Source organism: Streptococcus mitis bv. 2 str. SK95, from assembly GCF_000222705.1.
Taxonomy (GTDB): domain Bacteria; phylum Bacillota; class Bacilli; order Lactobacillales; family Streptococcaceae; genus Streptococcus; species Streptococcus mitis_AY.
Window position 1 is genome coordinate 38,779 of the sequence record NZ_AFUB01000038.1, and the last position, 21,278, is coordinate 60,056.

General features: G+C 41.5%; 19 protein-coding genes. 13 read left to right on the forward strand and 6 right to left on the reverse strand.

Annotated features, from left to right (window positions below; translation table 11 throughout):
- Nucleotides 1-135: 135 nt before the first annotated feature.
- The 12 genes from metA (at nt 136) to HMPREF9965_RS07635 (ending at nt 11,482) form a co-directional block, all read left to right on the forward strand.
- Nucleotides 136-1,080 carry a homoserine O-acetyltransferase MetA gene (metA, locus tag HMPREF9965_RS07580; RefSeq protein WP_001122703.1) on the forward strand — a complete coding sequence of 315 codons (945 nt, stop codon included), beginning with the start codon at nt 136-138 and terminating at the stop codon, nt 1,078-1,080.
- Nucleotides 1,081-1,088: 8 nt separating this feature from the next.
- Entirely contained in the window at nt 1,089-1,766 is a 678-nt protein-coding gene (locus tag HMPREF9965_RS07585; RefSeq protein ID WP_000220738.1) for a DnaD domain-containing protein, read from the forward strand.
- 96 nt (nt 1,767-1,862) lie between these two features.
- The gene (gene tpiA / locus HMPREF9965_RS07590) at nt 1,863-2,621 is read left to right on the forward strand and encodes a triose-phosphate isomerase (protein ID WP_000087899.1); all 759 of its coding nucleotides are present in this window, start codon (nt 1,863-1,865) and stop codon (nt 2,619-2,621) included.
- A gap of 180 nt (nt 2,622-2,801) precedes the next feature.
- Nucleotides 2,802-4,538 carry an ABC transporter ATP-binding protein gene (locus HMPREF9965_RS07595; protein WP_000965825.1) on the forward strand — a complete coding sequence of 579 codons (1,737 nt, stop codon included), beginning with the start codon at nt 2,802-2,804 and terminating at the stop codon, nt 4,536-4,538.
- Between the two features lie 8 nt (nt 4,539-4,546).
- Entirely contained in the window at nt 4,547-6,328 is a 1,782-nt protein-coding gene (locus tag HMPREF9965_RS07600; RefSeq protein ID WP_000857075.1) for an ABC transporter ATP-binding protein, read from the forward strand.
- A 149-nt stretch (nt 6,329-6,477) separates the two neighbouring features.
- Entirely contained in the window at nt 6,478-6,996 is a 519-nt protein-coding gene (locus tag HMPREF9965_RS07605) for a Dps family protein (protein ID WP_000229893.1), read from the forward strand.
- A 208-nt stretch (nt 6,997-7,204) separates the two neighbouring features.
- A complete protein-coding gene (locus tag HMPREF9965_RS07610) occupies nt 7,205-7,543 on the forward strand; it encodes a zinc ribbon domain-containing protein YjdM (RefSeq protein WP_001061599.1) in 339 nt (112 codons plus the stop codon).
- 2 nt (nt 7,544-7,545) lie between these two features.
- Nucleotides 7,546-8,169 carry a Pr6Pr family membrane protein gene (locus HMPREF9965_RS07615; RefSeq protein WP_000775199.1) on the forward strand — a complete coding sequence of 208 codons (624 nt, stop codon included), beginning with the start codon at nt 7,546-7,548 and terminating at the stop codon, nt 8,167-8,169.
- Nucleotides 8,170-8,281: 112 nt separating this feature from the next.
- On the forward strand, nt 8,282-9,433 hold the full coding sequence (locus HMPREF9965_RS07620) for an MFS transporter (protein WP_000808702.1): 1,152 nt from the start codon (nt 8,282-8,284) through the stop codon (nt 9,431-9,433).
- Between the two features lie 97 nt (nt 9,434-9,530).
- Nucleotides 9,531-10,280, forward strand: coding sequence for a tRNA pseudouridine(38-40) synthase TruA (gene truA, locus HMPREF9965_RS07625; RefSeq protein WP_000199150.1), 750 nt, complete (start codon nt 9,531-9,533; stop codon nt 10,278-10,280).
- Nucleotides 10,270-11,043 (forward strand): bifunctional hydroxymethylpyrimidine kinase/phosphomethylpyrimidine kinase, encoded by a 774-nt coding sequence (locus HMPREF9965_RS07630; protein ID WP_000794756.1) that lies wholly within the window; start codon nt 10,270-10,272, stop codon nt 11,041-11,043. The genes truA and HMPREF9965_RS07630 overlap by 11 nt, the downstream gene beginning before the upstream one ends.
- A complete protein-coding gene (locus tag HMPREF9965_RS07635) occupies nt 11,021-11,482 on the forward strand; it encodes an ECF transporter S component (RefSeq protein ID WP_000814967.1) in 462 nt (153 codons plus the stop codon). The genes HMPREF9965_RS07630 and HMPREF9965_RS07635 overlap by 23 nt, the downstream gene beginning before the upstream one ends.
- Before the next feature lie 102 nt (nt 11,483-11,584).
- On the opposite strand, the gene HMPREF9965_RS07640 is transcribed toward HMPREF9965_RS07635, so the two are convergent.
- The 6 genes from HMPREF9965_RS07640 to HMPREF9965_RS07665 form a co-directional block, all read right to left on the reverse strand.
- The gene (locus HMPREF9965_RS07640) at nt 11,585-12,667 is read right to left on the reverse strand and encodes a M24 family metallopeptidase (protein ID WP_000040946.1); all 1,083 of its coding nucleotides are present in this window, start codon (nt 12,665-12,667) and stop codon (nt 11,585-11,587) included.
- A 128-nt stretch (nt 12,668-12,795) separates the two neighbouring features.
- A complete protein-coding gene (gene gatD / locus HMPREF9965_RS07645) occupies nt 12,796-13,578 on the reverse strand; it encodes a lipid II isoglutaminyl synthase subunit GatD (RefSeq protein ID WP_000263168.1) in 783 nt (260 codons plus the stop codon).
- Complete coding sequence (gene murT / locus HMPREF9965_RS07650; protein ID WP_000770023.1) at nt 13,578-14,921, reverse strand: lipid II isoglutaminyl synthase subunit MurT; 1,344 nt, start codon at nt 14,919-14,921, stop codon at nt 13,578-13,580. Before murT ends, gatD begins: the two co-directional genes overlap by 1 nt.
- Nucleotides 14,922-15,231: 310 nt before the next feature.
- Nucleotides 15,232-15,987, reverse strand: a complete 756-nt coding sequence (locus HMPREF9965_RS07655) for a hypothetical protein (RefSeq protein WP_001043927.1) — start codon at nt 15,985-15,987, stop codon at nt 15,232-15,234.
- Between the two features lie 586 nt (nt 15,988-16,573).
- On the reverse strand, nt 16,574-17,779 hold the full coding sequence (locus tag HMPREF9965_RS07660) for a hypothetical protein (RefSeq protein ID WP_000517978.1): 1,206 nt from the start codon (nt 17,777-17,779) through the stop codon (nt 16,574-16,576).
- 164 nt (nt 17,780-17,943) lie between these two features.
- Complete coding sequence (locus HMPREF9965_RS07665) at nt 17,944-19,260, reverse strand: FAD-containing oxidoreductase (protein WP_000958911.1); 1,317 nt, start codon at nt 19,258-19,260, stop codon at nt 17,944-17,946.
- 347 nt (nt 19,261-19,607) lie between these two features.
- Between HMPREF9965_RS07665 and HMPREF9965_RS07670 the strand changes: the two genes are divergently transcribed.
- Nucleotides 19,608-21,185 carry a DEAD/DEAH box helicase gene (locus tag HMPREF9965_RS07670; RefSeq protein WP_000671072.1) on the forward strand — a complete coding sequence of 526 codons (1,578 nt, stop codon included), beginning with the start codon at nt 19,608-19,610 and terminating at the stop codon, nt 21,183-21,185.
- Nucleotides 21,186-21,278: the final 93 nt, after the last annotated feature.

Here is a 21,278-nt window from a genome sequence, read left to right on the forward strand (position 1 = left end):
TATAGCTAGTTAGAGAAAAACTATAATTGAAAACTATACCTTCATACAGTATAATAAAGGGAAGAAGTATTTGGAGGTTTTTACTTTCAAACAGACAACATCATTCCCGAAATAGAGAACTGTTAGGAGGGTATTATGCCGATTCGAATTGATAAAAAATTACCAGCTGTTGAGATTTTAAGGACAGAAAATATCTTTGTCATGGACGACCAACGAGCTGCTCACCAAGATATTCGACCTTTGAAGATTTTGATTCTAAATCTGATGCCTCAAAAAATTGTGACAGAAACACAACTCTTGCGGCATTTGGCTAATACCCCTTTGCAATTAGATATTGATTTCTTATATATGGAAACACATCGTTCCAAGACAACTCGTGCCGAACATATGGAAACCTTCTATAAGACCTTTCCAGAGGTCAAGGATGACTTTTTTGATGGAATGATTATCACAGGAGCACCAGTGGAGCATTTGCCTTTTGATGAGGTGGATTACTGGGAAGAATTCAAACAGGTCATTGAATGGTCCAAGACACATGTTTTTTCTACCCTGCATATCTGTTGGGGTGCCCAAGCAGCTCTTTATGCTCGCTATGGGGTTGAAAAGCATCAGATGGCTCAGAAATTGTCAGGCATTTACCCGCAGGACACCTTGAAAGAGGGCCATCTTCTCTTTCGTGGTTTTGATGATAGCTATGTAGCTCCCCATTCTCGTCATACAGAAATCTATAAGGAGGAAATTTTAGGAAAAACCAATCTGGAAATCCTCTCTGAGGGAGAACAAGTCGGCGTTTCTATTTTAGCCAGTCGGGATCTTCGTGAGATTTATAGTTTTGGTCATTTAGAATATGACCGTGATACTCTAGCAAAAGAGTATTTTCGTGATTGTGAGGCAGGACTTAATCCTCACATTCCAGAAAATTACTTCAAAAATGATGATGTGAATGAGAAACCCTGTCTCTGTTGGTCTTCATCAGCTGCCCTCTTTTTCAGTAATTGGGTTAACTATGCTGTTTATCAGGAAACCCCCTTTGACTGGAAAAAGGTAGAGGATGACGCAGCTTCATTTGGATATTTATAAGAGGAATTATGACATATTTTGACGCTTTTAAATCAGGGAACTTGGTTTTGCCAAGTGCCCTGCTCTTGCATTTTAAGGAACTCTTTCCTTCTAGTGATGATTTTCTCGTCTGGCAATTTTTTTATCTGCAAAATACATCTGCTTTGGATGAGCTATCGCCAAGCCAAATTGCAGAAACTATTGGAAAAGAACTTGCAGATGTCAACCAATCCATTTCAAACTTGACTGAAAATGGGCTACTACAATATCGAACGATTGAACTAAATGGGGAAATTGAGCTTATTTTTGATGCTAGTTTGGCCTTTGAACGCTTGGATAACTTGTTGGACAGCCAGACTCCAGCTGCAACTACCCCAAATCCACAAAATCAATTGAAGGATCTGGTTGAAACTTTTCAGCAGGAATTGGGACGCTTGCTAACACCGTTTGAAATCGAGGATCTTTCCAAGACTGTCAAAGAAGACGGAGTTAAGGCGGATTTGATCAAGGAGGCTCTCCGAGAGGCCGTCCTCAATGGCAAGCCAAACTGGAAATATATTCAGGCAATCTTACGAAACTGGCGCCATGAAGGTATTCAATCTGTGGCTCAGGTAGAGGCCAAACGAGCAGAGCGAGAAGCGAACAATCCTAAACAAGTTCAAGCTTCGGCTGATTTCCTTGATGCCATGAATTTGTGGCAAGAGTAGCCATTTGAAAAATCTTGTAAATTAGAGTAAGATTTGCAAGCTCCTTATAAATATGATAAAATAATAGAAAATAAAATGAAAAAAGAGGTATGTGAAATGTCACGTAAACCATTTATCGCTGGTAACTGGAAAATGAACAAAAATCCAGAAGAAGCAAAAGCATTCGTTGAAGCCGTTGCCTCAAAACTTCCTTCATCAGACCTTGTTGAAGCAGGTATCGCAGCTCCTGCAGTTGATTTGACAGCTGTTCTTGCTGCTGCTAAAGGTTCAAACCTTAAAGTTGCTGCTCAAAACTGCTACTTTGAAAATGCAGGTGCTTTCACTGGTGAAACTAGCCCACAAGTTTTGAAAGAAATCGGTACAGACTACGTTGTTATCGGTCACTCAGAACGTCGTGACTACTTCCATGAAACTGACGAAGATATCAACAAAAAAGCAAAAGCAATCTTTGCAAACGGTATGCTTCCAATCATCTGTTGTGGTGAGTCACTTGAAACTTACGAAGCTGGTAAAGCGGCTGAATTCGTAGGTGCTCAAGTATCTGCTGCATTGGCTGGATTGACAGCTGAACAAGTTGCTGCATCAGTTATCGCTTATGAGCCAATCTGGGCTATCGGTACTGGTAAATCAGCTTCACAAGACGATGCACAAAAAATGTGTAAAGTTGTTCGTGACGTTGTAGCTGCTGACTTTGGTCAAGAAGTTGCGGACAAAGTTCGTGTTCAATACGGTGGTTCAGTTAAACCTGAAAACGTTGCTTCATACATGGCTTGCCCAGACGTTGACGGTGCCCTTGTTGGTGGTGCGTCACTTGAAGCAGAAAGCTTCTTGGCTTTGCTTGACTTTGTAAAATAATCTAGGTTTTTCCAGACAGACAGTCAAAAGTACTAGGTGACTTTGACTGCCTGTCTTGTTTTTACTTGGAGTACTCTTGTGAAAGAGGAATTTTTTCTAGTTTAGTAAAGTTCCTTAGGGAAAGAAAGGCGTGCGGATGCGCGCTCTTTTCTGTATTAAAAAGTTATGAAAGGAGGAGTTATGCTCTATATTTGGTCTTATTTGAAAAAATATCCCAAGTGGTTATTCCTGGATTTCTTTGGCGCGGTTTTCTTTGTTATCGTCAATCTTGGACTGCCAACTGTTCTGGCTCGGATGATTGATGAAGGTGTGAATAAAGGAAATGAACATCAATTGTATGTTTGGGCCACTATCATGCTGGTGATTATCCTATGTGGAACCTTGGGGCGTATAGTCTTGTCCTACGCAGCTAGTAAGCTGACGACCAATATGGTCAAGGATATGAGGGATGATCTCTATGCCAAATTACAAGAGTATTCTCATCATGAATATGAAAAGATAGGAGTATCTTCACTGGTTACTCGTATTACCAGTGATGCCTTTGTTCTCATGCAATTTGCAGAACAGACCTTAAAACTGGGTGTCATCACTCCCATGATGATGTTGTCTAGTATTTTAATGATCTTTTTGACCAGCCCGTCATTGGCTTGGATAGTAGCTTTTGCAGTACCTTTCTTGGCTGTGGTGGTTATTTATGTGGCTGTCAAGACTCGCCCTTTGTCAGAGAAACAGCAGGCTACCTTAGATAAGATCAATCAATACGTTAGAGAAAATCTGATGGGGCTCCGTGTCATTCGTGCTTTTGCTCGTGAAGAGTTTCAAGAGGAACGCTTTGCAGGACAAAATGCGGTCTATGCAGATAATTCTAATCGTCTGTTTAAACTAACTGGTCTGACAGAACCCTTGTTTGTTCAGATTATCATTGCCATGATTGTGGCTATTGTCTGGTTCGCTCTGGACCCTATCAAACAAGGAAGCTTGCAAATTGGGGATCTGGTGGCCTTTATCGAATATAGTTTCCACGCCCTCTTGTCCTTCCTTTTCCTATCCAATCTCTTCACCATGTATCCTCGTACAGCCGTTTCGAGTGAACGGTTGAAAGAAGTCATGGACATGCCGATTTCCATTGATCCCAATGAAGGAGGTGTTAGAGAGACAGCAACCCATGGCTATTTGAAATTTGAAAATGTCACCTTTGCCTATCCTGGTGAGACGGAGAATCCTGTTTTGCACAACATTTCGTTCTGCGCCAAACCAGGTGAAACCATTGCTTTTATCGGATCGACCGGATCGGGCAAGTCCTCTCTTGTGCAATTGATTCCTCGTTTTTACGATGTCACGCTTGGGAAAATCAAGGTTGATGGTGTCGATGTGAGGGATTACCGCCTCAAGTCTCTTCGTCAAAAGATTGGTTTTATCCCGCAGAAGGCCTTGCTCTTTACAGGAACTATCGCTGAAAATATCCGCTATGGGAAGGAAGATGCTAGTCACAAAGACCTACATCAGGCAGCGGATGTGGCGCAAGCCAAAGATTTTATCGAAAGCCGAGAAGAAGGCTTTGCGACCCATCTAGCTGAAGGTGGAAGCAACCTTTCTGGAGGACAGAAACAACGTCTATCAATTGCCCGAGCGGTTATAAAGAATCCTGATATCTATATTTTTGATGATTCCTTCTCAGCCTTGGATTATCGTACGGATGCCATTTTGCGCCGTCGTCTCAAGGAAGTAACGCAGCATGCTACAGTTTTAATTGTTGCTCAACGTGTCGGAACCATCATGGATGCGAACCAGATCATCGTTCTTGATAAAGGGGAAATCGTGGGTCGCGGTCGACATGAGGAATTGATGGAAACCAATGACATCTATCGTGAAATTGCTGAGTCGCAGTTGAAAAATGCATCGCTAACAGAAGAATAGGAGGAAATATGAAAACACAATCTAGTTTGGCTCGTTTGTGGAGCTATTTGAAAGCCTACCGTTTTTCTGTCTTCTTTGCAGTCTTTCTAAAAATTTTGAGTGTGGTCATGAGTGTCTTGGAGCCTTTTGTCTTGGGGCTAGCCATTACGGAGTTGACAAAAAATCTCTTAGATATGGCTAATGGTCTTGCAGGTGCTCGTATCAATACTGGCTACATCGGAACTGTTTTAATCATTTACCTTTTTAGAGGTCTATTGTATGAACTTGGGTCTTATTATTCCAACTATTTCATGACCAATGCAGTCCAGTCCATGACTCAGGATCTGCGAAATGAAATGACCGAGAAAATCAATCGTATCCCAGTATCTTTCTTTGACAAACACCAATTTGGTGATTTGTTGGGGCGCTTTACCAGTGACGTTGAGACAGTGTCTAATGCTCTTCAACAGTCTTTTCTCCAAATTGTCAATGCCGTTTTGACGATTGTTCTCGTGATGGGAATGGTTTTATACTTGAACTTTCAACTGGCTATAGTGGTGATTCTATCCATTCCAGTGACCTATTTTGGTGCCAGAAGCATCCTGAAACGTTCTCAGCCTTATTTTAAAGAACAGGCAGCTATTTTAGGACGGATGAATGGCTATGTGCAGGAAAATCTCACAGGTTTTAATGTTTTGAAACTCTATGGTCGTGAGGAAACTTCTCATAAAGAGTTTTCTGAGATTACGGACGACCTCCAACGTGTTGGCTTTAAAGCCAGCTTTATCTCTGGGCTTATGATGCCAGCCCTTCATGTCGTATCAGACTTGACCTATCTGATCGTTGCAGTTCTTGGTGGTTTGCAGGTTATTGCGGGCCGTTTGACAGTGGGGAATATGCAGGCCTTTGTTCAGTATGTTTGGCAGGTTAGCCAGCCTATCCAAAACATTACACAACTTGCGGGTCAAATGCAAAGTGCCAAGTCTTCGTTAGACCGCATCTTTGACATCTTGGATGAGACTGAGGAAGTCAAGGGAGAAGAACTCGAAATCCTTGAACCTTTAACGGGTCAGGTAACCTTCAAGCAGGTTGATTTCCAGTATGTCGAAAACAAACCATTGATTCGAGACTTTAATCTAGAAGTTCAACCAGGAGAGATGGTAGCGATCGTTGGTCCAACTGGTGCAGGTAAGACAACCTTAATCAATCTGCTCATGCGTTTTTACGATGTCACAGCAGGTGCAATCTTGGTTGACGGGCAAGATATTCGTCAGTTGTCACGACAAGACTACCGCCGTCAGTTTGGGATGGTCTTGCAGGATGCTTGGCTCTACGAAGGTACTATCAAAGAAAACCTACGTTTTGGAAATCTTGACGCCAGTGACGAAGAAATAATAGAAGCTGCCAAAGCGGCAAATGTAGACCACTTTATCCGAACGCTTCCTGGTGGTTACAACATGGAGATGAACCAAGAGTCGAGCAATATTTCCCTCGGGCAAAAACAACTTTTGACCATCGCGCGTGCTCTCCTAGCCAATCCTAAAATTCTCATTCTGGATGAAGCGACTTCCTCAGTTGATACCCGTTTGGAACTCTTGATTCAAAAAGCTATGAAACGGTTGATGAAGGGAAGAACCAGCTTTGTCATCGCTCACCGTCTCTCTACCATTCAAGAAGCGGATAAGATTCTCGTTCTTAAGGATGGACAGATTATTGAGCAGGGAAATCATGAAAGCTTGCTCCAAGAAAAAGGCTTTTATTATGATCTGTACCAAAGCCAATTTTCGAACAAATCTGATCAAGTCAGCTAATAAACTAAAGATAGATTTTTCTTAAATTATCAGTCTATTAAAACTTTTCTCAGATAGTACACTTTCCTTGCTATCGTTTTCTGGTAGTAGTATACTTATATTGTAACCACTAAGAAGATGGTTACAAAAAAATGAAAGAGGTAAGAAATATGGTTGAATTGAAAAAAGAAGCAGTAAAAGACGTAACAACATTATCTAAAACAGCGCCTGTAGCATTGGCAAAAACAAAGGAAGTATTGAACCAAGCAGTAGCAGACTTGTATGTGGCTCACATTGCCCTTCACCAAGTTCACTGGTATATGCGTGGCCGTGGCTTCCTCGTTTGGCATCCAAAAATGGATGAATACATGGACAGTCTTGATGGCTATCTTGACGAAATTAGCGAACGCTTGATTACTCTTGGTGGCAAACCTTACTCAACTTTGACAGAATTCCTTCAACACAGTGAAATCGAAGAAGAAGAAGGAGAATTCCGTAACGTCGAAGAAAGCTTGGAACGTGTTCTAGCGATTTACCGCTACCTGATCACTCTTTTCCAAAAGGCTTTGGATGTGACTGACGAAGAAGGTGACGATGTTACAAACGATATCTTTGTTGGGGCTAAGGCTGAACTTGAGAAAACAGTTTGGATGCTTGCGGCAGAACTTGGACAAGCTCCTGGTTTGTAAGATATAGTTGCTACCCCTTTTATCATTAGGTGCTTGATAAGTGCCCATGACCAATATCTTTTAAAAGTCATGTAACTGTAAAAAGTTGCATGATTTTTTTGTTTACTGGACTTAGGACACATTGTCAAAAGTAGGATTTTACGGTATAATAGTTGCTGTTCAATAATATATGAATTTCAAAGAATAATTGACAGTTTAAGGAGGATTTATGAACAACTTACCAAATTGCCCAAAATGTAATTCAGAATATGTCTACGAAGACGGAAGTCTTTTGGTCTGCCCAGAGTGTGCCTATGAATGGAACCCTGCTGAAGTTGCAGAAGTAGAAGAAGGTCTTGTTGCTATCGATGCCAATGGAAATAAATTGGCTGATGGTGATACTGTAACCCTCATCAAGGACTTGAAAGTAAAAGGTGCGCCAAAGGATTTGAAACAAGGAACTCGTGTTAAAAATATCCGTATCGTAGAAGGTGACCACAACATCGACTGTAAGATTGATGGTTTTGGAGCTATGAAACTCAAGTCAGAGTTTGTTAAGAAAATCTAGCCATGAAACTGAATTACAAATTTATCTTTTATAGTCGTGTGCTCTTGTTCTTAGCGGCATTTACAGGAGTTTATTTAGAGATTACCAAGCACGGTGGCTTTGGAATGCTCCTTTACTACACAGTATTGTCCAATCTTTTGGTAACGATTTTCACTGGCTATCTACTCCGTGTGATGAGTCGTTCAGCTGAAAATTGGCAAAGTCCAACCCTACTTCGTCTCAAGGGTGGCGTTACCATGAGTATCATGATTACTTGTGTAATTTATCACTTTATGCTTGCTCCGATTGCGACAGACTTTTACCGTGTGGAGAATTTCCTTTGTCACTATATCGTTCCACTCTGGTTTTTAGTCGATACCATCTTCTTTGATAAACAGGGTCAATACAAGATCTGGGATCCAATCTTGTGGACCATCTTGCCCTTGGTTTATATGATTTTTGCCTTGTTTAACGGTCTGGTTTTAAAACTCAATATTCCAAATTCCAAGGACAATCCCTTCCCTTATTTCTTCTTAAATGTGGCTAAGGGTTGGGACGTGGTCATAAAATGGTGTTTGATCATTTTTGCGGCGTATATGGTTGCAGGCTTTATCTTCTATCTGATCAAGCAAATCAAGCGAAAATAGTCTTCCTATAAGGGAAATTAGGACGGAGTCTCTAGTTCAATCGGGCTCCTTCTTTTCTTGTCATCTTCCTTTTAAAAGGATCAACAGTGAGAAATATACAGAAAGAAAATCCATGAAACAATTTTTAGAACGGGCTAGTATTTTGGCCCTCTCCCTCGTTTTGATTACCTCCTTTTCCATCTCGAGTGCTTTACCAGCCATGTTTGACTACTATCAAGGCTACCCCAAAGAACAAATCGAGCTCCTGGTCAGTCTCCCTTCTTTTGGAATTATGATTATGCTAGTCTTAAATGGGGTGCTAGAGCGTTTGTTTCCTGAACGTCTTCAGATTAGTCTGGGCCTTCTCATCCTTTCTATCGGTGGAACAGCCCCTTTCTGGTATCAGGAGTACAACTTTGTCTTTGCTATGCGGATTTTATTTGGCTTGGGTGTTGGGATGATCAATGCCAAGGCCATTTCCATCATCAGCGAACGCTATCATGGAAAGACACGGATCCAGATGTTGGGTCTTCGCGGATCAGCAGAAGTTGTCGGGGCGTCGATTTTGACTCTAGTGGTAGGTCAACTCTTATCCTTGGGATGGACAGTGACCTTCTTGGCCTACAGTGCGGGATTTTTAGTATTGATTCTTTATCTGTTCTTTGTCCCTTATGGCAAAGAAAAGAAAGAAACAAAGAAAAAAGAGGCCGAAACGACTCGTTTGACAGGACAGATGAAAGGCTTGATTTTTCTATTGGCTGTCGAAGCAGCAGTTGTTGTCTGCACCAACACAGCTATCACCATTCGTATTCCTAGTCTGATGGTGGAAAGAGGTCTAGGGGATGCCCAGTTATCGAGTTTGGTTTTAAGTATCATGCAGTTGATTGGTATCTTGGCAGGTGTGAGTTTTTCTTTCTTTATATCTCTGTTTAAAGAAAGGTTGCTCCTTTGGTCAGGTATCACCTTTGGATTGGGACAGATTGTGATAGCTTTGTCTCCGTCATTGGGTGTGATGGTAGTTGGAAGTATTGTGGCAGGTTTTGCCTACAGCGTAGCCTTGACCACTGTCTTTCAGCTTCTTTCTGAAAGAATTCCAGCTAACCTCCTTAATCAGGCGACATCTTTCGCAGTGCTAGGATGTAGCTTTGGAGCCTTTACGACACCTTTCATTCTTGGGGCGATTGGCTTGGTGACTCAAAACGGTATGTTGATCTTCACCATTCTAGGATGCTGGTTAATAGTGACTTCCGTATTTGTCATGGTTTCTCTTCGAAAGAAAGCTTAGGATTGATTTCCTAGCTTTTTCTTTATTATTTCTGTACCCAGACAATTATTGTTTTTTAAACTTGTTTGCAGTCTTATTTCTTGATAAAATAAGACTTATGACAAGATATAAAGCAATCATTTCTTATGACGGTTACGCTTTTGCTGGTTTTCAGCGTCAGCCCCATGCGCGGAGCGTTCAGGAGGAAATCGAAAAAACCTTAACGAGACTCAATAAAGGACAAGCGATTACTGTTCACGGTGCTGGTAGGACGGATAGTGGAGTTCATGCCCTGGGGCAGGTCATTCATTTTGATCTTCCTCATCAGATGGATGAGGAGAAGCTTCGTTTTGCCTTGGATACCCAGTCTCCTGAAGATATCGATGTGATTTTTATTGAGATTGTGGCGGATGATTTTCATTGCCGTTATGCCAAGCACAGCAAGACCTATGAGTTTATCGTGGATAGGGGGCGTCCCAAAAATCCTATGCGTCGTCACTATACCACTCATTTTCCCTATCCACTCGATGTGGAACGCATGCAGATGGCAATCAAAAAGCTAGAGGGAACCCACGATTTCACCGGTTTTACGGCCTCTGGTACCAGTGTAGAGGACAAGGTTCGCACCATCACAGAAGCGAGTTTAACAGTCGATGAGACAGGGCAGTTTTTGACCTTTACCTTTTCTGGAAATGGTTTCTTGTATAAGCAGATTCGTAATATGGTGGGGACGCTGCTCAAAATTGGAAATAACCGAATGCCAGTTGAGCAGATTGACCTGATCTTGGAGAAGAAGGATAGGCAACTTGCTGGTCCAACAGCAGCACCAAATGGCTTGTATTTAAAGGAGATTCGTTATGAAGAATAATCGTATTTTAGCACTTTCTGGAAATGATATTTTTAGTGGTGGCGGTTTGTCAGCTGATTTGGCTACCTATACTTTAAATGGTTTGCATGGCTTTGTAGCAGTGACTTGTTTGACAGCCTTGACCGAAAAAGGCTTTGAAGTTTTCCCTACGGATGATACTATTTTCCAACATGAGTTGGATAGTTTGCGTGACGTGGATTTTGCGGGAATCAAGATTGGTCTTCTCCCTACTGTCAGTGTGGCTGAGAAAGCCTTGGATTTTATCAAACAACGCCCAGGAGTACCTGTGGTGTTAGACCCTGTCTTGGTCTGCAAGGAAACGCACGACGTGGCAGTCAGTGAACTCTGCCAAGAATTGATCCGCTTTTTTCCTCATGTCAGTGTGATTACGCCAAATCTTCCAGAGGCAGAATTGTTAGCCGGTCAAGAGATTAAAACCTTGGAAGATATGAAAACTGCAGCGCAGAAATTGCATGAATTAGGAGCGCCAGCAGTCATTATCAAGGGGGGCAATCGCCTTAGTCAGGACAAAGCTGTGGATGTCTTTTATGATGGACAAGCTTTCACTATCCTAGAAAATCCCGTCATCCAAGGCCAAAATGCTGGTGCAGGTTGTACCTTTGCATCAAGCATTGCCAGTCACTTGGTTAAAGGGGATGAACTTTTACCAGCGGTAGAGAGCTCTAAGGCTTTCGTTTACCGTGCCATTGCACAAGCAGATCAATATGGAGTAAGACAATATGAAGCAAACAAAAACAACTAAAATCGCCCTTGTATCTCTATTAACCGCCCTTTCTGTGGTTCTAGGTTATTTCTTAAAAATTCCAACGCCAACAGGCATTCTAACACTCTTAGATGCGGGTGTCTTCTTTGCAGCCTTTTATTTTGGCAGTAAAGAGGGGGCTGTCGTTGGAGGACTAGCAGGTTTCTTGATTGACCTCTTATCAGGCTATCCACAGTGGATGTTCTTTAGCTTGGTAAACCATGGCTTGCAGGGATTTTTCGCAGGATTTAAAGGAAAAACTCAGTGGCTAGGCCTTATCTTAGCAACGATTGTTATGGTGGGGGGCTACGCCTTGGGTTCAACTTTGATGAATGGCTGGGCAGCAGCCCTACCAGAAATCCTACCAAACTTCCTGCAAAATACCTTGGGTATGGTTGTGGGGTTTGTGCTTAGTCAGAGTATTAAGAAAATTAAGTAAAGCGGCTGGAGAAAAGTTCTAAAAATCAGAAAAACGCATAATATCAAGTGTTGAAAAACCTTGATATTATGCGTTTTATTGTGGGAAGATTTTCGAAGAATATTAATCAAAATAAAGCAAGTCTTTGCTGGTGCTTGTAAAGAGGTCAAAGCCATCCTTGGTAACAACACCACAGTCTTCGATACGAACGCCGACTTTACCAGGGATATAGATACCTGGTTCAACAGAGAAGCACATGCCTTCTTCGATGACCATGTCGTTTCCTTCCATGATAGATGGGAATTCGTGGACATCCATACCGATACCGTGACCGAGACGGTGGTTGAAGTACTCACCGTAACCAGCTTTTTCGATGACTTCACGGGCAGCGCGGTCTACTTCATGAGCAGTCACACCAGGTTTGATAAAGTCAAGGGCAGCTTGTTGGGCTTCAAGGGTCAAGTTGTAAATATCTTTCTTGAATTGGTCTGGTTTTCCGACAGCGACTGTACGAGTCATATCTGATGCGTAGCCATTGACCATAACACCCAGGTCAAAGAGGAGAAGGGCATCTTTTTCGACCTTGTTTGCACCAGGAATTCCGTGTGGATTTGCAGCATTGTCACCAGTCAAGACCATGGTATCAAAACTCATTTCATAGCCTTCACGTTTTAAGGAGAAGTCGATTTGGGCGATGATATCTGTCTCTGTTTTATCAAGAGAGATATTATCAAAACCAACTTTTACAGCTTTATCAGCATAGAGACCTGCAACCATCATTTTTTGGACTTCATCAGCTGATTTGATGAGGCGCATGCGTTGGATACGAGGAGTGAGGTTTTCAAACTCAGCAGTTTCAAAGACCGTTTTCAAACCATGATACTTGGTTAAGATGAGGTTGTCAAACTCAACAGCGACACGTTTGAAGTCGTGCTGAGGCAAAGCGTTTTTGATTTTTTGCCAAGGATTTTCAGAATCCACATAGCCCACAACTGGGAAGGAAACGGTGCTACTTGCACGTTCTACTTCAAGGGCTGGAACAAAGAGGAGAGGCTCCTGATCCGCTAGGACAAAAAGGAACATTTGGCGTTCATGAGGCTCACTGTAAAAGCCAGTGAGGTAATTGATAGTGACGGGGTCAGATACGACAGCGACGTCTAGTTTTTCTGATTCAAGATATGTTACGATTTGTTGTAATTTAGACATATGCTACCTTCTTTCTACCCCTCTATTTTGGCAAAAAATGAGAGAAAATGCAAGGGAGAAGGGTAAAAGAGCAAGCAAAAAAGAACTCCGACAAGATAGCGGAGTTCTTTGATATGATTTTCCTTGGTTTAAGAAAAGTCAGCCTTGCTTTTCACATCACTATATTCTTCAGCGATTTCTTGGCTGAGAATATCCTCATAGGCAGGGAGTTGGATATCCTGACCGTATTTCTTCTTGAGCGCAGTAGTGACCAGGCGATAAGCTAGATTGGCATTACGAGAGAGGATAGGTCCGTGGAAGTAGGAACCAAAGACATTCTTATAGTGAACCCCTTCGCCGACCTTTTCTTCGTTGTTTCCATTTCCGTAAATAACTTGGCCGAGTGGCTTTTGATCATCCGAGAGGAAGGTGCGCCCTTGGTGATTTTCAAATCCATAGTAGGTTTCATCGAAATCTTCATTGTGAATCTTGATGTCACCGATAAAGCGATTATTGGTCTGGTTGAGGGTATAGTGGCCCATGACCCCTAGACCTTCGATGCGCTTGCCTGAAGCTTCAACATAATATTGACCCAATAGTTGGAAACCACCACAGATAGCTAGAACAACACCATCGTTTTGGATGTAGTTGTCAATGCTCTCTTTTTTAGCAGGAAGATCGCCAGCGATAATACTTTGTTCAAAGTCTTGACCCCCACCGAAAAAGGCGATATCGTAGTGGTTTTCATCAAAGTCATCATGGAGAGAAACGATGTCAACTGTTACATGTGCCCCAAGTTTTTCAGCCACATACTTGAGCATAAGGATGTTTCCATTGTCCCCGTAGGTATTCATGAGGTTTCCATAGAGGTGGGCGATATTGAGCTGATAAGGGTAGTTGCCAGCTTTTGAGGAAAGTGAAGTATAAACCATTAGTTCATCTCCTTTCTAACAATCTGACGACTAGCCAGCAGTTCGCGGAATTCCAGCATAGCAGTATAAGTAGCCAGGATATAGGCATGCTTGCAATTTTGGTTCTCAATGGTTTTGAGAACTTGCTCCAGATTGCTTGTTTCAGTGATTTTATCAGCTGGGTATCCTGTCACCCGTAGACGACGCGCGATTTCAGAATGACGAACACCGCCTGCGTTGATTTCAGGAATGTCCATGTCAGTGATTTGTTCAAAGTCCGCATCCCAGATCCAGCTGGTATCTATTCCATCTGCATAGTTGGCGTTGAGAAGGACAGAAAGGCTAAATGGATAAGGCGCTAGTTTAATCATCTCGATAGCCTGAGTTGCACCAACAGGATTCTTGATGAGGACAAGGGTACATTCCTTATCACCGATATGGAAGGTTTCCTGACGACCAAAGACAGCACGGCTCTTATCAAATCCTTGCTTGATCCGTTGCGAATCTGCGCCGAGGAATCGAGCAATGGCAACCGCAGCTAGGGCATTGTAGATGTTGTAGAGTCCACCGATTTGAATACCGTATTCTTGTCCGTCAATGACAAAGCGGGAGCGATTGTTGGTCAACTCAACCAGTTTTGTCAATCGATAGTCGAGATTAGGACGTTTACATCCGCAATTTTCACAGATATAGGCACCCAAGTTGGCATAGGTATTGAGCTCGTATTTGAGGATGCCTTGGCAGTCAGGACAGAGGATTCCTTCGGTATTGTAGTGAGCCAGTTTGGCAGGTCCTTTTTCCAAGTCAAAACCAAAATACTGTACAGGATTTGGAATAGCTGGCTTGTAGAATAGGGGGCTATCACCATTAAGGAGAACAGTGGCTGTAGGCACCTTACGGATGGCATCCAAAATCATGTTATAAGTTGTGTAAATCTCACCATAGCGGTCCATCTGGTCACGGAAAATGTTAGTGATGACAAAAAGGCTAGGATGGATGTAGTCACAGATACGAGATAGACTGGCCTCATCGATTTCGAGGACGGCAATATTTTTCCCAGTTTTAGAAGATTTGGCTGTTAAGAAGGTTGTCGCAATTCCTGTAATCATGTTGGCACCGCTTGGGTTGGTCAGAACTTGACCATAAACCTCTTTTAAAATGCCGACAGTGAGGGCAGTTGTCAAGGTTTTTCCGTTGGTTCCAGTGATCACGACAATCTCGTAGTTCTTCGCTAGATTTTGTAAAATATCTTTATCAAATTGAAGGGCGACTTTTCCTGGGAGCGTACTTCCACGGCCAAGACGGCTCAAGATGAAGTGGGAAGAACGCCCAGCAAGAAGGCCCAAAGTAGTTTTTAATTTCATGTTTCTATTATATCATACTACACCCAGCAGTCCAATAACTAAAGTAACTTCTAAGATCAACTAAAAAAGTAACCTTAGAGGTGCTTTTTAGGTTCTGATTAAACCAATCAAATACAATATCTTTGAATTTGATAACTTTGGCAACTTTAAGAAATAAATCTTTCTCACTCTGAACATAAGAAAGGAGAGGACATCGATTATCCTCTACAGGTTTTAAAATTTCATTAATCTACTATAGCTGACAAAGATACCTATAGCTGATAAAGATACCTAGCTTTTGGAATTTAGATTATTTTTTGGAAAGTCTCTTTTATAATAAATTACGAATTTTTTCTTTTATAAATGCGTTAAGAGGATAGTGTTTATCAAGATATTCTAGGAGTGCCTGAGCAGATTCAGAAATTCGTTCGTAACCTTGCAAAAAGTAGGGTAATTGTTTGGCTTCATTTGGATAACCTTTTTCAAATCGTCTGTTGCTGTTAAAAATATCTATAAAATTAGATTTAGAAGTTTTTTCCAAATTGATTAGTTCAGTCCAGAGCTTGACAGATCTGTTTTGGATGAAATCATAAGCAGCCAATTTTTCGCCTCGTTGATAGCGACTTAGTCCTATATATAGGTTGCATAAAATTTCTCCCAACAGCCATTCACGGTCTCTATTTTCTTTTGATGGCAATCTTTGTGGCTGGCAGATTGTTCCATCAAAACCGACCTCCTTCCAGATAATCTTGCCTTCAGCGAAGGGAATGTTTACTAGTTCATGAGCTTCAAAGATAGCAAATTCACAAAAGACATCATCTTCAAATAGAACTTTATGTCCGTCCACTGTATTTTGGTAGTGAAATGCAATTGGTTCTAGATTACTTAACCAAGTTAGATCCTGGATATAGGCCTGCTTGTAGCCATCTTTTACAATAACAAAGAAATCTAAATCGGAGTACTGATCCAATCGTTCTCTTTCTGCTCCGCAAGAACCAAGTGCCAGCAAAGCTAGTGCTTGTTTAGAATCTTTTAGAGACTGACTAATATCATCTAGTCTTTGTAATAGTAATTCTGTTTTATTCATATCGTTACCTCATTATTTCTTGTTTACAGACATTATATAGTTAATATTTTCGAAAGTCAATTTCATCCCATACCAAATATATACTAATGTAATATGGGATTTCTTTCGATATTTTTTACAATGATAAAGTTTAAACATTTTGCGGAGTATTGCTCATATTATCAAGAACGAAGAAATTTGAAGTATCCTTTGATTGATTAGAAAGTGATTCTTATCTTTAAAAAGATCAAATAATTTGTAAAATATTTAAGAAGAAAAAATATATCGACTTAGCCATCAATTTGCAAACAGTAAAATCTTCTCACAAATGATGAAAATACACACATGACCGCGCGAAGAGTGCCTAATTTACCTAATTAGGCACGAAACAATCATTGCAAAATATCTTTTTAAATTACTCATAAAACGATGAGTTGAAGCAAGTTATTTAAAGTCATATGTATTGCTGATATTTAAAAGAGCGAGCTGAGACTCAATATATAATTAGGACTGCTAAGTAAAGTGTGGACATTATATCATAAAAGAAAGAAAAGACAGATTTGAGATTTCGCAGAAACAAAAACAGCCCGATGAGGGCTGTGAGTGATTAGTTCTGAAACCAAGTTGCGATTGGGAAGTCGTTTTGTTTCAGTTCCAGTTTTGTTTTGGTTAGAAGTTGGCCATTTTCTAGAGAATACAATAACAAATGTTGATTGGTTACAATCAATACCTTGTTTGTCAAACTTGCATCGATGTGTATTATCTCTTCTGTAGAGTCAGGCAAATCTTTTCTGACATTGATTAGATAGCTAGATTCATCAGAGAGATTGACAATGGATAAGGCACAGCGATCATTTCCATCCGCCTCATGTTTTACAATCAATCGATCCTCTTTTGGAGTTTTATAGAGAAGATTGGGGTTGTCCTCTGGTAGCGTGATGAAGTGCTTTTCCTTACTAGACAAGTTCATGACAAGTATGCGATTGTCTGAATCCTTGGAGAAAGTTTCTGTATTTCGAGTATAGGCAACGCTACTGTAATAATTGTCACCGATTAATTCAGAAGAAGTTAGCATTTCAACGATCTTGCCTTCGCTTGTCAGAGGCGTACGAGACAATTCTTTTAGTTGATCATTTTCGTCTAATTCTACTAAATATCCATCAAACACTAAAGCGGGTCGTTGACGGGACTCATCGTGAAACCCCAGACCGAGGTAGAGGCGATTCCCTCTTCCATGAAACTGGATCGGAAAGGAAGTGGATTCGGAGAATGTTTTCTGAGTAATCAGCTTTCCTGAGATGTCAAACATACTGAGCACCCCATCCTCAGTTGTAGTTTGGCCTGTGTAGAAGAACTTGTCTGATACTCCAGCTCCCGAATAAGCATAGAAGGGAGTTGAAGTTTTCCGGATGTCCCCTGTCTGAAAGTCAAGAGATACGATGTTCTGAGTGGATGCCTTCCCTCTGGTATTTCCAGATGAAAAGACGAGATAGCGATTGTCAAACCGTCCCTGAGGAAACCAGAAATTGACATCTTCTGCAATGGAGACGTCCTCAGTCTTCGTGAGCTGAAACTGATCGTTTTGCAACTGATAACTTTGGATTGATTTCGAATTGACAAGGTAAAAATCAGCAGTCTGATTGACCGTGAATTGCTGTTTTTGAGGTAAAATCAAGCGAAAAAGCATCCAGCAAAGCAGGAGAAAAATAAAGACTATACTGACACAGAAAACCAGTGTTTTCATAGCCATACTTTTTTCTTTGGATAGAAAGGAAAAAGGAGTGTGTTTTGACAGTTTAACTTGCTTCCCCATGTGACTAGCCTCCTTTTTGAACAGAAAATGAAGACAACATCCTACACCTATATTATAAGCTTTTACAGCTAAAAGCACAAATAATCTTGCAAGGAAACTATAGACTGGATAGAAAAAGACAAACATCGAAATGGATGCTTGTCTTGTGGAGAATATCTGAAAACTTAAATCGCAAACAAGTCATTCAAGTTCTCAGCCAAGGTTGGGTGAGTGAAGATTTGTTTTGTGAAGTAAGTGTAAGGAATCTTGTTGTCCATCGCAACAGTGATGATATTGATGATTTCTTGAGAACCTTCTGAGAAGATGCTTGCACCGAGAATTTCTTTTGTTTCAGTGTTGACAACAGCTTTGAAGGCTCCACGAAGGTCTCCATTTACGTGACCACGAGGCATCGCAGCAACAGGGATTTCCTTCACAGCGTATGGAAGTTTCAAATCAGCTGCTTGGCTTTCAGTCAAACCAACTTGTGAAAGAGCTGGTGTGATGAACATGGTGTTTGGCACATTGAGACGGTCTTCAAGTGTGTAGCTGCCATCACCAGCAAGGTAGCTGTATACAACACGGAAGTCATCAAGTGAGATGTAGGTAAATTGAGGTCCACCGTTGACGTCTCCAACTGCAAAGACACCAGGAACGTTTGTTTGACAATGTTTGTCGACCTTGATAGCACCACGCTCTGTTAGTTCAATATCGGTATTCTCAAGTTGAAGTGGTTCTACGTTTGGCTTACGTCCAGTTGCGTAGAGAAGGGCATCAAAGCGGTAGGTTTCGTTTTCTGTTATGACAAGGACTTGATCACTGTCGTTTTTGATTTCAGTAGTACGGATGTTTTGAAGCAATTCAATACCGTCTTCTTCCATGTACTGTTTAGCAAGAGCTGCGATGGAAGGTTCTGCTCGAGGTAGAAAAGTATCCAAGGCATCTAGGACTGTAACTTTGCTGCCAAGTTTGTTGTAAAGGCCTGCAAATTCAAGACCGATATTTCCGCCACCAAGGACACCAAGTTTTTCAGGCAATTTGTCCAAGTTTTGGATACCTGTTGAGTCAAAGACATTTTTACTTGTAGCAAGTCCAGGAATTGGCAAGACGTTTGAAACAGCACCAGTGTTGATAACGATAGTTTCAGCAGTCAGTTCTTGTTTTTCATCACCAGCCTGGATTTCGATGACTTTGTTTGAAAGGAAGTGAGCTTCCGCATCAAAGATATCTACACCTGTTCCCGCAACAGTAGCATAGTTTTTATTGTTAAGGCGACCAGTGATGGTATTTTTGGTAGCAATGACTTCTTCAAAAGACAAATCTTTCTCAGCAGCAACTAGCAAGGTTTTAGTTGGGATACATCCGATGTTGATACAAGTTCCACCGTACATAGCTTTGCTACGTTCGATAAGAGCCACTTTTTTACCAGCTGAAGCTAATTTACCAGCTAGTGTTTTACCAGCTTTACCAAATCCAATAACGATTAAATCATATGTTAACATTTATAGTCCTCCTGTTTGATTTTCATTCTAGCACAAGAAAACACTTTTTGCACAAATCTGCTACGGGAAATGAAGTGAGCTTGAAATGCTCCCTTCAAATTCTTTGATAAACAACTTTCATGCCACTTTACTGCTAGAAAATCGTTTACATGATTTTCCTAATGGATTCTACTATCTTTTGCCTCGCTCTTGTGTTATACTAAATAGGTTGCAAAGAAACTAGTACTTTTCTTTCGTGGAAAAGAAGCAACACGGTATCTCGTTTTGAAGAAGATACGTCATGAAAAGAAAAGTATATGCTAAGCGCTATAGGGTGGCTTCGCACCACCTTTAGAAAGAAGAAAAACGTGAAATTTAATGAATTTAACTTGTCTGCTGAATTACTAGCAGAGATTGAAAAAGCTGGATTTGTAGAAGCAAGTCCCATCCAAGAACAGACCATTCCATTGGCTCTTGAGGGAAAAGACGTTATCGGTCAAGCCCAGACTGGTACAGGGAAAACTGCAGCCTTTGGCTTGCCAACCCTTGAAAAAATCCGTACAGAAGAAGCAACCATCCAAGCCTTGGTCATCGCTCCAACTCGTGAACTTGCTGTTCAAAGCCAAGAGGAATTGTTCCGCTTTGGCCGTAGCAAGGGAGTGAAAGTTCGTTCAGTTTACGGTGGTTCAAGTATTGAGAAACAAATCAAGGCCCTTAAATCTGGTGCCCATATCGTTGTAGGAACACCAGGCCGTCTCTTGGATTTGATTAAACGCAAGGCTTTGAAATTGCACGATATTGAAACCCTCATCCTTGATGAAGCGGACGAAATGCTCAACATGGGCTTCCTTGAAGACATTGAAGCTATTATCTCTCGTGTCCCTGAAAATCGTCAAACCTTGCTCTTTTCAGCAACCATGCCAGATGCTATCAAACGTATCGGTGTTCAGTTTATGAAAGACCCTGAGCATGTCAAAATTGCTGCCAAGGAATTGACAACAGAGCTGGTGGACCAGTACTATATCCGTGTCAAAGAACAAGAGAAATTTGATACTATGACGCGTCTCATGGATGTGGAACAACCAGAGCTTGCTATCGTATTTGGTCGTACCAAACGCCGTGTGGATGAATTGACTCGTGGGCTTAAAATCCGTGGCTTCCGTGCAGAAGGGATTCATGGTGACTTAGACCAAAACAAACGTCTTCGTGTCCTTCGTGATTTTAAAAATGGCAATCTAGATGTTTTGGTTGCGACAGACGTGGCAGCGCGTGGTTTGGATATCTCAGGTGTGACCCATGTCTACAACTACGATATTCCACAAGATCCTGAAAGTTACGTTCACCGTATCGGCCGTACAGGTCGTGCTGGTAAGTCAGGTCAATCGATTACCTTTGTTGCTCCAAATGAAATGGGCTACCTTCAAATCATCGAAAACTTGACTAAGAAACGCATGAAAGGCTTGAAACCAGCAACAGCAGAAGAAGCCTTTCAAGCTAAGAAACAAGTAGCGCTCAAGAAAATCGAGCGAGACTTCGCGGACGAAGCCATTCGTGGGAACTTTGAGAAATTTGCTAAAGATGCTCGTAAGTTAGCTGCAGAATTTAGTCCAGAAGAATTGGCTATGTATATCTTGAGTCTGACAGTCCAAGATCCAGACAGCCTTCCTGAAGTGGAAATTGCGCGTGAAAAACCACTGCCATTTAAACCATCAGGTAATGGCTTTGGTGGCAAAGGCAAGGGAGGTCGAGGAGGCCGTCGTGGAGACGACCGTCGAGACCGTGATCGCCGTGGCAATGGTCGTCGTGATGAGTTCAAGAAAGGTAGTCGTGGGAACGATCGTTTTGATAAAGACAGACGTTACCGTAATAAAGACAATAAAAAACCTCGCAACACTTCAAGCGAAAAGAAAACAGGCTTTGTTATTCGTAACAAGGGCGATAAATAAGAAAAAGCGGTTCAAAATGAATCGCTTTTTATATAAGGAGACCGATAGTAAAAGAAGATGTATAAAAGTAAAGGAAAGGTGAGATGGGAAGGG

Coding starts and splice junctions, on each gene's coding strand:
- metA (WP_001122703.1), top strand. CDS start 136: ATGCCGATTCGAATTGATAAAAAATTACCAGCTGTTGAGATTTTAAGG.
- HMPREF9965_RS07585 (WP_000220738.1), top strand. CDS start 1,089: ATGACATATTTTGACGCTTTTAAATCAGGGAACTTGGTTTTGCCAAGT.
- tpiA (WP_000087899.1), top strand. CDS start 1,863: ATGTCACGTAAACCATTTATCGCTGGTAACTGGAAAATGAACAAAAAT.
- HMPREF9965_RS07595 (WP_000965825.1), top strand. CDS start 2,802: ATGCTCTATATTTGGTCTTATTTGAAAAAATATCCCAAGTGGTTATTC.
- HMPREF9965_RS07600 (WP_000857075.1), top strand. CDS start 4,547: ATGAAAACACAATCTAGTTTGGCTCGTTTGTGGAGCTATTTGAAAGCC.
- HMPREF9965_RS07605 (WP_000229893.1), top strand. CDS start 6,478: ATGGTTGAATTGAAAAAAGAAGCAGTAAAAGACGTAACAACATTATCT.
- HMPREF9965_RS07610 (WP_001061599.1), top strand. CDS start 7,205: ATGAACAACTTACCAAATTGCCCAAAATGTAATTCAGAATATGTCTAC.
- HMPREF9965_RS07615 (WP_000775199.1), top strand. CDS start 7,546: ATGAAACTGAATTACAAATTTATCTTTTATAGTCGTGTGCTCTTGTTC.
- HMPREF9965_RS07620 (WP_000808702.1), top strand. CDS start 8,282: ATGAAACAATTTTTAGAACGGGCTAGTATTTTGGCCCTCTCCCTCGTT.
- truA (WP_000199150.1), top strand. CDS start 9,531: ATGACAAGATATAAAGCAATCATTTCTTATGACGGTTACGCTTTTGCT.
- HMPREF9965_RS07630 (WP_000794756.1), top strand. CDS start 10,270: ATGAAGAATAATCGTATTTTAGCACTTTCTGGAAATGATATTTTTAGT.
- HMPREF9965_RS07635 (WP_000814967.1), top strand. CDS start 11,021: ATGAAGCAAACAAAAACAACTAAAATCGCCCTTGTATCTCTATTAACC.
- HMPREF9965_RS07640 (WP_000040946.1), bottom strand. CDS start 12,667: ATGTCTAAATTACAACAAATCGTAACATATCTTGAATCAGAAAAACTA.
- gatD (WP_000263168.1), bottom strand. CDS start 13,578: ATGGTTTATACTTCACTTTCCTCAAAAGCTGGCAACTACCCTTATCAG.
- murT (WP_000770023.1), bottom strand. CDS start 14,921: ATGAAATTAAAAACTACTTTGGGCCTTCTTGCTGGGCGTTCTTCCCAC.
- HMPREF9965_RS07655 (WP_001043927.1), bottom strand. CDS start 15,987: ATGAATAAAACAGAATTACTATTACAAAGACTAGATGATATTAGTCAG.
- HMPREF9965_RS07660 (WP_000517978.1), bottom strand. CDS start 17,779: ATGGGGAAGCAAGTTAAACTGTCAAAACACACTCCTTTTTCCTTTCTA.
- HMPREF9965_RS07665 (WP_000958911.1), bottom strand. CDS start 19,260: ATGTTAACATATGATTTAATCGTTATTGGATTTGGTAAAGCTGGTAAA.